The organism is Flavobacterium sp. 3HN19-14 (genome assembly GCF_051373205.1).
GTDB lineage: Bacteria > Bacteroidota > Bacteroidia > Flavobacteriales > Flavobacteriaceae > Flavobacterium.
In genome coordinates this window covers 3,532,803-3,548,381 of sequence record NZ_JBPPZT010000001.1, presented here as the reverse complement: position 1 = coordinate 3,548,381, position 15,579 = coordinate 3,532,803, and the positions used below count along the sequence as shown (strand labels likewise).

Below are 15,579 nucleotides of genomic sequence, written 5' to 3'. Positions count from 1 at the left end.
GGTTGGTTATTTTTTAATGATTACGCCGTCTTTGTCTTTTGTAAGTCCGCTGCCGCTGGTTCCGGTTCCGACGGTGGTTTTGCCGTCTTTTCCGCTGGTCTGGATGCTGATTACCTCACCATTCACTTTAACAATCGTGGTTTGCGCGGTGTCACTTTCAGTGGTTGTGGTTTCAGTTTTTACATCTACATCATTGTGCTCATTTTCGTAGGCCGGGCAATTGAGACATTTGATTTTCGAATCGCCTGACTCGTAAATATATTTGTCTGAACTGAAGTGCAGGTTGAAATATTCATCGTCAGAATCGTCGTAAGATTGTACGTTTTCATCAGCCCTGAACTTAATGCCTGCGGGTAAGAACAATGTCACTGTAACAGTTTGTCCGCGGTATTTGTTCTTGAAATCAGTCAGCAAATAATTGTCTAAAAGTAATTGATTTTTGTCTAATTTGTAAGTGTATCGGATATTTTCTGCTGTTTTTTTCGCTGAAAATATTGAAGACCCTTGCGCTTGTTTACCAATTTCAAGGTACGCTTGTTTTTCGTCTGTTCTTTCAATCCGAAAACGGATATTGTCAGAATAGATGATGCGTGCGCCGGTTGAATCGGTAGTGATCATGAAATCCCTGTGGTCATGGATATTGTTCGAGAATTGCTCGCTTCTTCTGAATTTAACCAGCAACGTATCAGCCGTATTCAAAGCCAGAGCTTCTTTTTTCATCACATTGCCTTCAAAAGCGAATTCGCTGGCTTGTTTGATGCCTAAAGTGACGAGCATTCCGACAGATAAAACCCAAAGTGCGATAAGCGTATATTTCGCCGGGCTTCCGATTGATTTCATGTTCGTAATCAAAAGCTTGAATCCTAATAAGGCAAGGCAGAAAAGCGGAATCCCGAACGCGAATAACAACAGCAATCCTAAAACCCAGATTGGATAATCAGAGAAATTTCCTGCTTCGATATATTGTTTCAACGGCACAGGGATAAAAGCTGTTGAGCCCAATGTGAATACACCAATCAATAACATAACGATTCCAGGCAATGCGAAAATGATCATGAATACGCCTAATATTTTGGCAAATACTTTAAAGATGCTGACGAAAACATCGCCAATGCTCGTGGCAAATCTCTCGCTTCCGGTTTTGATCTTGTTGCCCATTTCGTCATAGTTGACGTTTTTAAGTCTCTCAGCTACATTTTCGAATTCTTCGCGCACTTTTCTTTCGATGTTCGAAATGTTGATGGCTTCACCTTTCATTTCCAGTTTTTCAGAAGTGGTGACGGCTTCCGGGATTACAATCCATAAGATGATGTAAGCTACGAACCCAACTCCGTAAAAGAAAAACAATGCTAATAATGCAATTCTTAACCACACTTTGTCAATTCCGAAATAGTGCCCCAATCCCGCCAATACACCACCGATCATTCCGGTTTCACGGTCGCGGTATAATTTTTTCGAAGGACGGTCTGAAGATGATGCCGTGTTGAAAGATGTGTTTTTCCTGTTGTCATCTTCTTCGTTATCCAAACGATAATCTTCCGGCTGGCCCATGACGGCGATAACTTCGTCAAGTTCTTTCAGGCTGATGACCTGTTTTTCGTTGGTATGTTTCTCAGAAATTAATTCTGCGATGCGCATTTCGATGTCTTTGATGATTTCGTCCTGCCCGTTTGAGTTAGACAACGAACGTTTTATAGCCTCAAAGTATCTTGTCAATTTTTGGTATGCATCTTCATCAATATGGAAGACCATGCCGCCTAAATTTATGTTTACAGTTTTGTTCATGACTTGTTATTTTTGGTTGGTGATGATGTTCACGGCGTCAGACAATTCTGTCCATGTGCCATTTAATTCGTTTAGAAATGTTTGTCCGATTTCGGTCAGGCCGTAGTATTTTCTAGGTGGTCCTGAAGTCGATTCCTCCCAACGGTAGTTGAGTAATCCGTCATTTTTTAGCCTTGTGAGCAGCGGATAAACAGTTCCTTCCACCACAAGTAATTTAGCGTTTTTGAGGGTGTCGAGAATTTCAGAAGTATAGGCATCTTTTTCTTTTAAAACAGATAGGATACAGAACTCTAAAACACCTTTACGCATCTGGGCTTTCGTGTTTTCAATGTTCATAATTTCATTTTAATTTTGATTAATGTTCATTTTTTTGATTGGAAAAAATGGTGATTAGATGATTGCGTGATTGTGATTTGATTGATGATTGAAACTCGGTGATTGATGATTTGATTTTTGAGATTGAAATTGATTTTTTATATTGAGGTTGATTAAGCTTCGGCTTCAGCCACATCCTGATCAGGGACTTCGGCTTCAACCGTCTCGGTCGTATATTTAAGGAACGGAATGCTCATCGGATATTTATAGTCGACGCCGTGCGATGTTTTTACGGCTGCATAAATGGTAAGGAAAAACTCAGCCACTTTAAGGAAAGCGAAAAGCATCACGGTAATGATGAGCACCGCTATGATTCCGGGAATGTTGCCTTGCCGGAAATCCTGCCCTTCAAAATGTCCGTCGTGAAAACTGTGGAATTCAAATCCGTTCGCGATGGTAACGATGAAAATCGGAATGGCAATCAGCGCAAGAACCAAAGTGTAAGTGAAAATGCTCAACTGGAAATTGATGCATTGTTTCCCTGGTTGTCAATAAAAGCCGATCTTTCTTTACTGCTGCTCCAGATAATAATCGGGAAGATAAAATTACCGAATGGAAAAAAATACTGCGATAATGCACTCAGGTGAAGGGCGGTAGCGGTGTTGTTTTCGTTTTTTGTGCTCATGATTTTTGATTTTGTATGATGATTGAAACTGGTTTTTGAAATAATACTATAGTTAAGCTATTAATTTCTTATACAAAGATACAACTTAAAAAAGGTATTGTGCAATACAAAGTAGTGTATATTAACAAAATATTAACATATTGTTTTAATGTTCAGTAATCGGTATTTGGTGTTCAGGGTAGGCGGAATGCAGGTTTCAGTCGGCAGATAGCAAATTTCAGTCCGAAAGGATATCATAAGCAGATTAAAAATTATCCAAATATTCCGACAGCAATTTTGTTTCGTTATACTAAAATCCAATAATTATTGAATGCCCAATTTTAGCCTGAACACTGAACACTCATAAAATTGCCAATTTCTCCATAAATGATTATATTTCAAAAAAATTATAACTATGAACTTCTCGCCGCGAAAATTCAATATGTTCCTTTTATTGAAGTTGCCTTCTGCATATATAAGTGGTGTGCGTTTGAAAGCAATATCCGAAAAAAGCTGCACGGTCACCGTCAAACACCGCTGGATGAACCAGAACCCATTCAACTCGATCTACTTCGCGGTGCAAGCAATGGCGGCAGAATTGAGTACTGGCGCAATGGTTATGCTGCACATCAAAAACAGCGGCCGAAAAATCTCAATGCTAGTCGCGCACAACAAATCAGAATTCACCAAAAAAGCCACCGGAAGAATTACTTTTATATGTAATGATGGCGCATTAATCCAAGAAGCCATTCAAAGAACAATCGCTACAGGAGAAGGCCAAACCTTCTGGATGAAATCAATCGCCACCAATGAACAAGGCGTACAGGTTTCAGAAATGGATTTTGAATGGAGTATTAAAGTAAAGGGTTGAAAACCCAATTACTGCTTTCTGCAACCTGCCATCTTTCTTCTCAAACGTTCGTTAAAGCAAACCTAATTGTCTTGACTTTTCCCAATTTCAACAGTAAATTTGAAAGAAAAGGGCTATGAGGATTCTTATCACCGGAGCTACAGGATTAATAGGAAATGAGTTGGTTGCGCTTTTACTTCAAAATGGCGTCCAGCTTCATTACTTAACGACTTCACGCAAAAAAATCGCCGACGAATCCAATTTCAAAGGCTTTTACTGGAATCCGGAACAGGGAATTATCGACGAAAATTGCCTTATGGGCGTCGATGTTATTATTCATCTAGCCGGCGCCACGATTTCAAAACGATGGACGCGTTCTTATAAGCAGGAAATCATCGAAAGCCGCGTGATTACTACAAATTTACTCTTTAAAGCAGTAAAAGCAAATCCCGGTCAAGTTAGGCAAATCATTTCCGCTTCGGCGATCGGCATTTATCGGGACAGCTTAAAAAACGTTTATTTTGAAGATTCGAAAATTTTTGACGAAGGTTTTCTCGGCAACGTTGTCATCAAATGGGAACAAAGCGTCGATAAATTCAAATTACTGGATATAAAAGTCTGCAAGCTCCGCACCGGATTGGTTTTGTCCAACAAAGGCGGCGCTTTAATCGAATTAATGAAACCGATCAAAATGGGCCTCGGTGCGCCTTTCGGAAGCGGAAAACAAATCCAGTCCTGGATTCACATTCACGATCTGGTCGAAATGTACTTTTATGCCGCACGGCATGAATGGGAAGGCGTTTACAATGCAGTTGCTCCAAATCCCGTGACCAATAAAGAATTGACGGTTTGCGTCGCCAGAAATCTTCACAAACCTTTATTCATGCCGAAAATTCCTGAATTCCTGATGCAATTAGTTTTAGGCGAAATGCACCAATTGCTTTACAGCAGCCAATATGTAAGCGAAAAGAAAGCCCTCGAGCACAATTTTGAATTCCAGTACAAAACACTTGAGAAGGCACTGGATCATTTACTCACTTTGGCGTAATTTTAAATAACACAAATTTACTTCGTCAGTTCGCTAACGCTCGGGTCACCATTTACACAGATATAGAAATTTGTGAGAATTCGTGAAATTTGTGTTAGATTTTTTTATGCCATTAAACGTGACAATTTGACACAAACCTCCCTTTTGGCAATAATTTTGCAATCGATGAACCAAATTGAATTATGGACTTCAAAGATATTTTTAAAAATAAAAGCAAAATGACTACCGAAAATACTGAAAGAGACCCCGAAATTGACGACGCAGGAATTTCAAACACTACTGAAAACCAATCTATTGATGACGCGGCATATGTAGAAGAAATAAGCGCCGAAGAAAAATTAACACAGGATCTTGCCGGCGAAAAAGACAAATTCTTAAGGCTTTTTGCAGAATTCGAAAACTATAAAAGACGTACCGCAAAAGAGCGCATCGACCTTTTTAAAACCGCCAATCAGGAAGTTTTGCAGGCATTGCTTCCGGTGATGGACGATTTTGACCGCGCCATTACCGAAATCAAAAAATCCGATGACGACGTGCTTTTGAAAGGCGTTGAACTCATCCACGAAAAACTTAAAAATACTTTGGTTGCCAAGGGATTGGAAGAAGTTGCAGTGAAAACCGGCGATATCTTCAACGCTGATTTTGCTGAAGCGATTACGCAAATTCCGGCACCATCGCCGAACCTGAAAGGCAAAATCGTTGATGTTATCGAAAAAGGTTATAAATTGGGCGACAAAATTATCCGTTTCCCAAAAGTAGTGATTGGTAACTAATAGTTGTATAAAACGCTAAAGCGTTCATTTTAAATAAGATGAAAAAAGATTTTTACGAAATATTGGGCGTTACCAAAAGTGCCGACGCTGCAGAAATTAAAAAAGCCTACCGCAAAAAAGCGATTGAGTATCACCCTGACAAAAATCCGGGCGACAAAGAGGCAGAAGAAAAATTCAAGCTGGCAGCCGAAGCTTACGAAGTACTCAGCGATCCGCAAAAGAAAGCCAAATACGACCAGTTCGGTCATCAGGCATTCGAAGGTGGCGGCGGAGGCGGTTTCCACGGCGGCGGGATGAACATGGATGATATTTTCAGCCAGTTCGGTGATATTTTCGGCGGTGCATTTGGTGGTGGCGGTTTTGGTGGATTTGGCGGTGGCGGCGGACAACGTCGTGTGAAAGGCAGTAACCTGCGCATCAAAGTCAAATTGACATTGGAAGAAGTGGCCAATGGCGTTGAGAAAAAAGTAAAAGTCAAAAGAAAAATCCAGGCGCCGGGCGTCAAATACAAAACCTGTCCGACTTGTAACGGTCAAGGTCAGGTGATGCGCACGACCAATACGATTTTGGGCAGAATGCAATCGGCTTCAACCTGTCCGACTTGCGGTGGCGCGGGACAGACCATTGAAAGCAAACCGAACAATGCCGATGCGCACGGAATGATCACGCACGACGAAACCGTATCGATCAAAATCCCTGCAGGTGTTGTCGACGGCATGCAGCTCAAAGTTTCCAATAAAGGAAATGATGCGCCGGGCAACGGAATTCCGGGCGATTTGATTGTCGTAATTGAAGAAATTGAGCACGAAACCCTGAAACGCGAAGGTGAAAATCTTCATTTAGATTTATACATCAGTTTCAGTGAAGCCGCTTTGGGAATTTCAAAAGACATCGATGCTGTCAACGGAAAAGTACGCATCAAACTTGAAGAAGGCATCCAGTTCCGGAAAGATATTAAGGCTGAAAGGCAAAGGAATTCCGAGCATCAACGGTTACGGAAATGGCGATTTATTAGTGCATATTAATGTATGGACGCCAAAAAACCTCACAAAAGAACAAAAGCAATTTTTTGAGAAATCACTAACGGAAACGAATTTCATTCCAAACCCTGAAAAATCCGATAAATCTTTTTTTGAAAAAGTTAAAGATATGTTTTCATAATATTATAATAAATTATTATATTTGGACTTTACTAGGCAACTAGTAATTTCTTTTTCATAGCAATTTTTCCCATCCTTGTGCAAATAAGGGTGGGTTTTTTTGTAACAATGATGCCCTTTTCAGGACTAATTCTGTACTTTTACCGTAAATCCAAACAACATGAACAACATTCTTGAGGTAGATAAAGTCGTCAAGCAATACGGCAATTATACCGCGCTCAACGAAGTGTCACTGATCGTTCCGAAAGGTAGTATTTACGGGCTTTTAGGTCCGAATGGCGCCGGAAAAACATCCCTCATTCGCATCATCAACCAAATCACTTTACCCGACAGCGGCCGCGTCATCCTCGACGGAGAGCCATTACATCCAAAACATGTGCAGCACATCGGTTATTTGCCCGAAGAACGAGGATTGTACAAATCGATGAAAGTAGGCGAGCAATGCCTTTATCTCGCACAAATGAAAGGCTTGTCGAAAGCCGAAGCCAAAAAACAACTCGAATTCTGGTTCGAAAGATTAGAAATCCAAGGTTGGTGGAACAAGAAAATCGAAGAACTTTCAAAAGGAATGGCGCAGAAAATCCAATTCGTCGTCACCGTCCTTCACAAACCGAAATTGCTGATTTTCGATGAGCCGTTCTCGGGATTTGATCCCGTAAATGCCAATCTTATCAAAGACGAAATTTTAGCATTGAAAGAACAAGGTTCAACGATTATATTTTCTACCCACAGGATGGAAAGCGTCGAAGAACTCTGCGACCATATCGCCCTGATCCACAAATCCAATAAACTCATCGAAGGCAGGCTCGAAGATGTCAAAAAACAATACCGCACCAACAGTTTCGAAGTCGGCATCTTAACCTCAAATGTCGAAGGTTTGATGTATGATCTGACGCAAAAATTCACTGTCGGGCAAACGAATTTTAAATCATTAAACGACGATTTAAAGCTTGAAATACAACTCGGCGATGCCACTTCCAACGAGCTTTTGCACGTATTGACGCAACGCGGACAAGTGACGCATTTCGTAGAAAAAATCCCAAGTGTCAATGATATTTTCATCAAAACGGTAAGCCAGTAATAATTGCAGCGTTTAGATTCAGATTTTAGATTACGCTCACCGCATCTGAAATCTGAAATCTGAAATCTACAATCTAAAATCTAAAATCAAAATGAGCATCCTTACACTAATCATAAAAAGAGAATTCATCGCCAAAGTGCGCAACAAATCGTTCATCGTGATGACATTCTTGAGTCCGCTTTTATTTGTCGGAATCGCCGTTTTCGTCGGCTATTTAAGTTCGATGAAAGCCGATATCAAAACCATCGCCGTTCACGACGAAACCGGAATGTTCGCCAAAAGTTTCAAAAGCGGCGAAGAATACAAATTCGTTGATTTTTCAGGCGTCGATTTAAAAATCCTAAAAGACAGCATTGTCAGCGAACATTTCGAAGGATTGCTCGAAATCCCGAAAATCGCCGACAACAAATCACTCCAAAAAAGCATCCAATACATTTCAAATGACAGTCCGAGCCTCGATTTCATTGAAGATCTCGAAAAAGTCATCGCCGAAAAACTCACCAAAGACAATTACCAAAAAAGCGGACTAGATTCTCTGGCTATTAAAAACGCCGCCGCTGATGTCAGCATCAAACTTAAAAAAGCCTCCGGCGAAGACACGCTAAAAGGCCTCAATTGGGTCAAAACCATCATCGGCGGCATCTTCGGTTATCTTATCATGATGTTCATCATCATCTACGGCAACATGGTCATGCGCAGCGTCATCGAAGAAAAAACCAACCGCATCATCGAAATCATCATCTCATCTGTCAAACCTTTTCAATTGATGATGGGTAAAATTATCGGAACATCGCTGGCAGGTGTTCTCCAATTTCTAATATGGGCAATCATCGGACTCATTTTATTCATCGGTGCATCCGTATTTTTCGGCGTCGATATGAGCCATACAAGTTCCATTTCACCAGCAATGAGCCAGGCTTCACATCAGGTCGACGGCCAGATGGTCTTATACATGAAAGAAATCTGGAAACTCCCGATAGCCAACATGCTCGTCTGTTTCATCATTTATTTTATTGGCGGATATTTCCTTTACAGCTCGTTTTACGCGGCAATCGGCGCGGCAGTTGACAACGAAACCGATTCGCAGCAATTCCTTTTGCCGATCATAATGCCATTGATCCTGGGCGTTTACATCGGATTTTTCACCGTCATGAACGATCCTCACGGCACTGTCGCCACGACATTCTCCATGATTCCACTGACCTCGCCAATTGTAATGCTGATGCGGATTCCGTTCGGCGTGCCGTGGTGGCAACAACTGCTTTCCATCGCCATTTTATTCGGGACATTCTTCTTTGTGGTCTGGTTCGCCGCCAAAATCTACCGTGTCGGGATCCTGATGTACGGCAAAAAACCAACCTGGAAAGAACTTTTCAAATGGCTTAAATATTAAAGGCACAAAGTTGCAAAGTTTCAGAGTTGCAAAGTTTTCTTAATTCGTTCTTTGTTTTCGCCACAAGTAGTAACTTAGCGTTTTTTCAGGAGCTGTTTCCCGCTAGCCGCTCATATCTTTTGGTTTTTAAAGAAAAAACCAAAAGGATAACCGCTGCTATCGGGGCTAGGGCATCCTGCATAAATGAACTTTTATATAATCGGGAATTCAGATTTCAACTTTGTAACTTTGCAGCTCTGAACCTTTGTACCTAAAAATATGCCCAGAATACTAATCATAGAAGACGAAGCCGCTATCCGCCGCGTACTCGGAAAAATCCTTTCCGAAGAAAATGAAACCTACGTCGTAGAAGAAGCCGAAGACGGCGCATCCGGACTCGAAAAAATCAAAAATACCGATTATGACCTCGTTTTGTGCGACATCAAAATGCCAAAAATGGACGGCGTTGAAGTGCTCGAAGCCGTCAAAAAAATAAAGCCCGAAATCCCGATGGTCATGATTTCCGGCCACGGCGATATGGAAACCGCCATTAATACGATGCGTCTTGGCGCATTCGATTACATTTCAAAACCACCGGATTTGAACCGTTTGCTCAATACCGTTCGCAATGCGCTCGACAAAAAGCAACTGGTTGTTGAGAATAAAATCCTCAAGAAAAAGGTCAGCAAAAACTACGAAATGATTGGCGAAAGCGAAGCCATCAATCACATCAAAGTGATGATTGAGAAAGTCGCCCAAACCGAAGCCCGCGTTTTAATCACTGGCCCAAACGGTACCGGAAAAGAACTCGTCGCGCACCAATTACATGAAAAAAGCGAGCGTTCTGCCGCACCTTTAATTGAAGTCAATTGTGCCGCTATTCCAAGCGAACTTATTGAAAGTGAATTGTTCGGTCACGTAAAAGGCGCTTTCACCTCTGCCGTAAAAGACCGAGCCGGAAAATTTGAAGCTGCCGACGGCGGAACGATTTTCCTTGATGAAATCGGCGACATGAGCCTTTCGGCGCAAGCCAAGGTTTTGCGCGCACTACAGGAAAGCATGATTACAAGGGTCGGCGCCGACAAAGACATTAAAGTAAATGTCCGCGTCGTTGCTGCAACCAATAAAGATTTAAAAACCGAAATTGCCGAAGGCCGTTTCCGAGAAGATTTATACCATCGTTTGGCGGTCATTTTGATAAAAGTACCGGCGCTGAACGAAAGGCGTGATGATATTCCGCTGTTGATTGCGCATTTCGCTGAAAAAATCGCATCGGAACAAGGCAATGCTGTCAAAAGTTTTTCTAACGAAGCGATTCGCCTTTTGCAGGAATACGACTGGACGGGAAATATCCGCGAATTGCGTAATGTTGTCGAAAGGCTTATCATCCTTGGCGGAAATGAAATTTCAGAAAGCGATGTGAAGCTTTTTGCGAGCAAATAATAACACGAATTTCACGAATTAGCACAAATTTTTAATTCGTGTAAATTCTTGAAATTGGTGTAAAATCAAATAAATGGAACTTAAAAAAATAAACCCAAATCTTCAAAAAGCATTAATGGAAAACGGTTTGACCGAAGCCAATGAAATGCAATCTGAAACTTTCTCTACGATAAAAAGCGGCGCAGATGCCGTAATCCAGTCAGCGGCAGGCTCAGGAAAAACAACGACAATTGTACTCAATGTCATACAAAAACTCGAAAAAGCTTCGGGCGAAAGTACACGCGCATTGATTTTGGCCGAAGAAAAGGAAAAAGTGCTTGAAATGGTGGCTTTATTCGAAAAACTCGGCAATTATACTGACTTACGGGTTTTAGGCGCACATGACAAAGGCGACATAGATTATGATAAAAACCTGATTTCACTCGGTCTTGACGTTTTAATCGGAACGCCAAACAGAATCAACATGATGTTTTCATCTGCAGGATTTAACTTAAATACGGTAAAAATGTTCGTGGTTGACGATGCTGATATTTTATTCAAAAACCGAATGGATGCTATCGTTCAGCGTTTGGCGGCGAGTATTACTAAAACGCAGTTGCTGTTTTTTACATCCGCAATTACAGAAAAAATCGAAATTCTCGCGGATAAAATTATGATTGAGCCGCTGTTTTTCGAAATGGACGAAGAAGATTAAATCCTAAAAAGTAAATTCCAAATTCCAACAACTACAAAATCTGCAATTTAAAATCGATAATTATTATGGGCTTAATAAAAATATTTTCAGGATCGGAAGTTTTAGCGCAAAACCTCAAAACACGCATTGAAGAAAAAGGCGTTAATGTCGTTATCAAAGATAATATTCAATCGGCAAGATTGGCGGGTTTTGGCAATGCAGATGCCGCAGTCGAATTGTTCATACAGGAATCTGACTACGGAAAAGCCAGTTCAGCGATAGAGGATTTTCGGATGAATATCTGATTTTCAAATCATGCACCGATTGAAAAAAATAGCAATAAGACTCATCGGGTTTTGCCTGATTGTTCATATTTTGGCGCTTACATTTCTTTATTTTTTTCAGGAAAAACTAATCTTCCACGCGTCAAAATTGCCGGCCAATTATCAATTCCATTTTAAAGGAAATTTCGAAGAACTCAATATTTCCGTTGATAATAAAACCAATCTCAACGGATTACTTTTCAAAACCGAAAGCCCGAAAGGCCTCGTTTTTTACCTTCACGGCAACGCAGGCACACTTGATACCTGGGCAATATCGCTGAAATTTATACCAGCTTAGGTTACGATTGTTTTATTCCGGATTACCGTGGTTACGGCAAAAGCGGCGGGGAAATTGAAAGCGAATCCCAATTTCTGTCCGATGTCGATTTACTTTACAAAGATATGCTCAAAAGATACGCTGAAGACAAAATCGTTATTATCGGGTATTCTATCGGAACCTGACCTGCGGCAATTCTGGCAGCAAAAAACCATCCGAAAGCATTGCTTTTACAAGCACCGTACTACAGTTTGGAGCAATTAGCCGGTAATCGTGTGCCTGTGGCACCGAATTTTCTGTTGCGTTATAAATTTGCAACAAATGAGGCGATTACTAAAATCAAAGCGCCGGTTTATGTTTTTCATGGCACAGAAGACAAAGTGATTCCGTATGAAAATTCCGTGCAGCTTCAGAAATTACTAAAACCTTCCGACCAGTTCACAACTTTAAAAGGCGAAGACCATATCGGGATTAATGAAAATCCCGATTTTCAGGCTATGCTTAAGCAGATATTGCAATAATTATTGTACTATAAATTTCTTCACTGTTTTTCTGCCTTCGCTTTGCAGTTCCAGCAGGTAAATACCGGTTTCGGCGTTTAAGATAATGTTTTGCGTTGTTCCGGTGAATGGCTTTCCTTCAAAGATTTTCCTGCCGCGCATATCGAAAATTGCTGTTTCATAACCTGTGTTTGCCGCATCTTTCACTTCTAAAGTAAAACTTCCGTTATTCGGATTTGGGAATAATGCGAAATCAATCTCAGGCGAATTTTCCGGAATTGATAAAGCCGGAACCATATTACAAATATTGAGACTCCAGGAGTTGATGGATCCGCCGTCTTCCGCAAATTCATCGAAAACTTCTAATTTCCAGGTGCCGTTTGAAGTTTCGCCGATTAGTGCGCTAAGTGGCGATTGCGGTGCGATTATTCCCGATATTACGGGAGTTCCGCTACAGCTTAATTGCGCTCCTCCATCGATGAAAGTAGCCGCTACGTCATCGGCATCTCCGCATTGTTGACTGAATAACGAAATCGCAGTGCCGGAAGGGCTATATAGTTTCACGGTCAAATCGGTCACCCAAGTGTGGGAAAGATTGAGTGTGACTGATAATTTTTGGATCGGATAAGGATTATTCACGACCAATGATGAACTCACAGTAGCTACATCATCTGACGGAATTACAACAGGAATATCTGTTGCCGCATAATCCTGGCAGTTTGTAATTCCGGTTATAAATTGTGAAGCAGCACTAAAATTACCTTCACACGCTTCATTTTTTGGTTTGATGTGCCAGAAATAAGAAGTTGCTTCTGAAAGTCCGCTCAACAAATAAGAATTCGTAGTTGATGTAGCTGAAACGACTACATCAGAAAATGACACATCAGTTGCCACTTCAATACTGTAGCTGCTGGCATTCGCATCGGCAGACCATTGTAATGATGTAGTCGTTCCGACGCCCTGAGCCGAATTCACAGGTGCATTTAATGAAACTGCAGCAAAAACCGAACTCAGTAAATTGAGATAAACGGTACTGTTTTTCGTAATGCTTCCTGAAACTGCCGAAACTGTAATTGGATAAAATCCGATTGCCGCAGTTGCTGTATTGCTGATTGTAAATTGAATGGTGCCATTTGTACTTGTTGTAGTTGGCGAGAATGCCGCGGTTGTTCCATCAGGAAATCCGTTGGCAAAGAACGCAGTTGTACCGGAAAATCCGTTTATGGTAGTGTAATCAAAAGTATAATTGACGTCAGTTCCCTGACAAGCGGAAATATTCTGGCTGCCATTTGAGACAAGTTGAAAAGTAACTCCGGCGGGTGAAATAGTAAAATTCTGATTTGATACGTCATAAAAAATATTGCCGTGACCTCTTACCATAATCCGATTGGCAGTTCCGGTTGTGCTTGGAAGCGTGATGGTTTCGCTTCCGTCATTCGGAACATTTTCTGCCAAAACGGTTCCGAATGTCAGTCCGCCATCTGTTGAAAGCAAAATATCCACAAAAGCTGTATTAACGCCATTTCCGGTTGTTCCGGCAACAATCCATGTAATCGTCTGGTTGCTGTTTGATTCCCAATTAACTGCAGTATTCGGAGCTGTAACAACGAATGGGCCTGCATCACCGGAAACCGTCACTTTCATAAAATCGGTCACTGATTCGCCGCCATTGATATTGTTGTCACGCACCGTAAAAGCAAAATTATAATCTCGGCCGACATTCGAAATCACTTCCCAGGTTGGCGTAAGGTTATTAGCGAGCACATCGCTCAATCTCGGCAGGTAACGCACGGGAACATCCGTAATCACCTGCGGTTTGAAATTCGGCCCTTCAGTGGCGTCTGGCGACGGCGGCTGCGTGGTTATTTGCTTGTCGTATTGTTCCCAGACATAAGTCATCGCGTCATTATTGGCGTCAGTTGCGGTTCCTGTAAGCACGAATGCCGTGCCTTTCGGGATTGTATAATCACTTCCGGCACTGATTACGGGAGGCGTATTGGTATTGTTGGTCTGGACCGTGCAGCTCCCGCCTGAACCATTGATGGTATTCTTGATTTGGATAATACTTCCTGTAAAAAACTGTGCATCAGAATGATCCTGGATATTCGGGTCACAGATTCCGGCGTATGCCATGATCGAACTTCCGCTTCCGGGTTCATACGACCAGTTATCATCGCGATTGCCGCCACATGAATTATTGAAAGTATGGGCTGCGCCAAACTGATGGCCCATTTCGTGCGCTACATAATCAATGTCGAATGGGTCGCCGACAGGTGCACCCAGTCCGGTAGCGCCAAAAGCCTTGAAATCGCTGCACGGACTTCCGCCACCCAATCCGCCGCCGGCAGTGCCAACGGTGTGACCGAAATCATAATTTTCAGGTCCGATAATCTGGTCAATTGCCGCCTGTCCTTCGTTAATCAATGCACCGACATCGTCATTGGTGAAATTGTCGGTGTCGATAAAAATAACCTGGTCATTATTAGGAACCAATTGTAAAAACACAGACAGATCACGTTCGTACATTGAATTGACGCGTGTAATCGTAACGGTCATCGCTGCCAGAACAGCCGCTTTTTTCTGCGCCAATGTGCCCGATTCGAGTCCGGCTTCCTGAATATGAAATGCGGAATATTCTGCCGTACATGCCAAAACTGTTCGGTAAGTGCGGAAAACGCCATTGTCTAAAGGTTGTGCTGCAATTTCCGAAGTGCGCAATTGCATTTGCTTTTCATCTGTAAGACATTGGAAATGATTCGGAGTTGTCAGGCCTTTTTTGGCGTAAACGCTATAAAATTTGCCGTCTGTTGAATATGGGTCGATATAATAAGTGCCGTCATTCGCCGCCAGTACCATCGCATGCAATCCGAACAAAGTAATGCTGAAGCGCACAATTGACGACGGGTTTTCGATGCCTTGTCCGACATAAGATTTATTTCCGGGATATTTCGCCGCCAAATCAGGATGCATGACCGGCGCTTCGTAAATCCTGAAATGCTGCATGCTGCCATTACTGTCAGGAAACGGTAATATCAAATTAGAATTTTCGCTGCCGCGCAATGGTGCATTCGTCAACGCTGATTCGAATTCACTTAAACTTAATTGATAAAATTCCTGTTTTTTCGGAATCGAGACGCGTATTTTTTTCCCGGAACGCGACGCTTCAATTTCGTTGGATTGCTGCCAGAATTCTTGTGAAAATCCCTGTAAGAATACCATGGAAAGTACCAATGTGAGTAGTAGTTTTTTCAATTTACAGTAGTTTAAGTGGGTTTTACGAAGATACTTCTTTTATTCGAAATTGGCGATTGCAAA

At 41.8% G+C, this 15,579-nt stretch carries 14 protein-coding genes and 2 pseudogenes; 12 read left to right on the top strand and 4 right to left on the bottom strand.

All coding sequences use genetic code 11. The features are described 5' to 3' along the window. Window positions 1-6: 6 nt before the first annotated feature. The 3 genes and pseudogenes from ACSLFW_RS19195 to ACSLFW_RS19185 all read right to left on the bottom strand — a co-directional run bounded on the left by ACSLFW_RS19195 (window position 7) and on the right by ACSLFW_RS19185 (window position 2,785). On the bottom strand, window positions 7-1,785 hold the full coding sequence (locus tag ACSLFW_RS19195) for a PspC domain-containing protein (RefSeq protein ID WP_436557089.1): 1,779 nt from the start codon (window positions 1,783-1,785) through the stop codon (window positions 7-9). 6 nt (window positions 1,786-1,791) lie between these two features. Beyond that, on the bottom strand, window positions 1,792-2,121 hold the full coding sequence (locus tag ACSLFW_RS19190; protein ID WP_436557088.1) for a PadR family transcriptional regulator: 330 nt from the start codon (window positions 2,119-2,121) through the stop codon (window positions 1,792-1,794). Window positions 2,122-2,273: 152 nt separating this feature from the next. After that, window positions 2,274-2,785, bottom strand: a pseudogene (locus tag ACSLFW_RS19185) (DUF4870 domain-containing protein). A 394-nt stretch (window positions 2,786-3,179) separates the two neighbouring features. Between ACSLFW_RS19185 and ACSLFW_RS19180 the strand changes: the two are divergent. The 12 genes and pseudogenes from ACSLFW_RS19180 to ACSLFW_RS19125 all read left to right on the top strand — a co-directional run bounded on the left by ACSLFW_RS19180 (window position 3,180) and on the right by ACSLFW_RS19125 (window position 12,285). Further along, a complete protein-coding gene (locus ACSLFW_RS19180; RefSeq protein WP_436557087.1) occupies window positions 3,180-3,635 on the top strand; it encodes a DUF4442 domain-containing protein in 456 nt (151 codons plus the stop codon). 115 nt (window positions 3,636-3,750) lie between these two features. Beyond that, complete coding sequence (locus ACSLFW_RS19175; RefSeq protein ID WP_436557086.1) at window positions 3,751-4,662, top strand: TIGR01777 family oxidoreductase; 912 nt, start codon at window positions 3,751-3,753, stop codon at window positions 4,660-4,662. A gap of 182 nt (window positions 4,663-4,844) precedes the next feature. Next, a complete protein-coding gene (locus ACSLFW_RS19170; RefSeq protein ID WP_436557085.1) occupies window positions 4,845-5,435 on the top strand; it encodes a nucleotide exchange factor GrpE in 591 nt (196 codons plus the stop codon). A 38-nt stretch (window positions 5,436-5,473) separates the two neighbouring features. Continuing rightward, window positions 5,474-6,596 (top strand): annotated as a pseudogene (gene dnaJ / locus ACSLFW_RS19165) (molecular chaperone DnaJ). Window positions 6,597-6,755: 159 nt separating this feature from the next. Beyond that, complete coding sequence (locus ACSLFW_RS19160; protein ID WP_436557084.1) at window positions 6,756-7,676, top strand: ABC transporter ATP-binding protein; 921 nt, start codon at window positions 6,756-6,758, stop codon at window positions 7,674-7,676. A gap of 91 nt (window positions 7,677-7,767) precedes the next feature. Further along, entirely contained in the window at window positions 7,768-9,069 is a 1,302-nt protein-coding gene (locus ACSLFW_RS19155; protein WP_436557083.1) for an ABC transporter permease, read from the top strand. A gap of 258 nt (window positions 9,070-9,327) precedes the next feature. Then, window positions 9,328-10,491, top strand: a complete 1,164-nt coding sequence (locus ACSLFW_RS19150) for a sigma-54-dependent transcriptional regulator (RefSeq protein WP_436557082.1) — start codon at window positions 9,328-9,330, stop codon at window positions 10,489-10,491. Between the two features lie 73 nt (window positions 10,492-10,564). Next, window positions 10,565-11,185: a DEAD/DEAH box helicase gene (locus ACSLFW_RS19145; RefSeq protein ID WP_436557081.1), complete on the top strand. Its 621-nt coding sequence runs from the start codon at window positions 10,565-10,567 to the stop codon at window positions 11,183-11,185. A 65-nt stretch (window positions 11,186-11,250) separates the two neighbouring features. Beyond that, window positions 11,251-11,469 carry a putative signal transducing protein gene (locus ACSLFW_RS19140; protein WP_436557080.1) on the top strand — a complete coding sequence of 73 codons (219 nt, stop codon included), beginning with the start codon at window positions 11,251-11,253 and terminating at the stop codon, window positions 11,467-11,469. A 19-nt stretch (window positions 11,470-11,488) separates the two neighbouring features. Next, window positions 11,489-11,785, top strand: a complete 297-nt coding sequence (locus tag ACSLFW_RS19135) for a hypothetical protein (RefSeq protein WP_436557079.1) — start codon at window positions 11,489-11,491, stop codon at window positions 11,783-11,785. Further along, a complete protein-coding gene (locus ACSLFW_RS19130) occupies window positions 11,752-11,949 on the top strand; it encodes an alpha/beta fold hydrolase (protein WP_436557494.1) in 198 nt (65 codons plus the stop codon). Before ACSLFW_RS19135 ends, ACSLFW_RS19130 begins: the two co-directional genes overlap by 34 nt. A gap of 39 nt (window positions 11,950-11,988) precedes the next feature. Continuing rightward, window positions 11,989-12,285 (top strand): hypothetical protein, encoded by a 297-nt coding sequence (locus tag ACSLFW_RS19125; protein ID WP_436557078.1) that lies wholly within the window; start codon window positions 11,989-11,991, stop codon window positions 12,283-12,285. Here the strand turns inward: ACSLFW_RS19125 and ACSLFW_RS19120 are convergent, their stop codons facing one another. Further along, window positions 12,286-15,516 carry a zinc-dependent metalloprotease gene (locus ACSLFW_RS19120; RefSeq protein ID WP_436557077.1) on the bottom strand — a complete coding sequence of 1,077 codons (3,231 nt, stop codon included), beginning with the start codon at window positions 15,514-15,516 and terminating at the stop codon, window positions 12,286-12,288. Window positions 15,517-15,579: the final 63 nt, after the last annotated feature.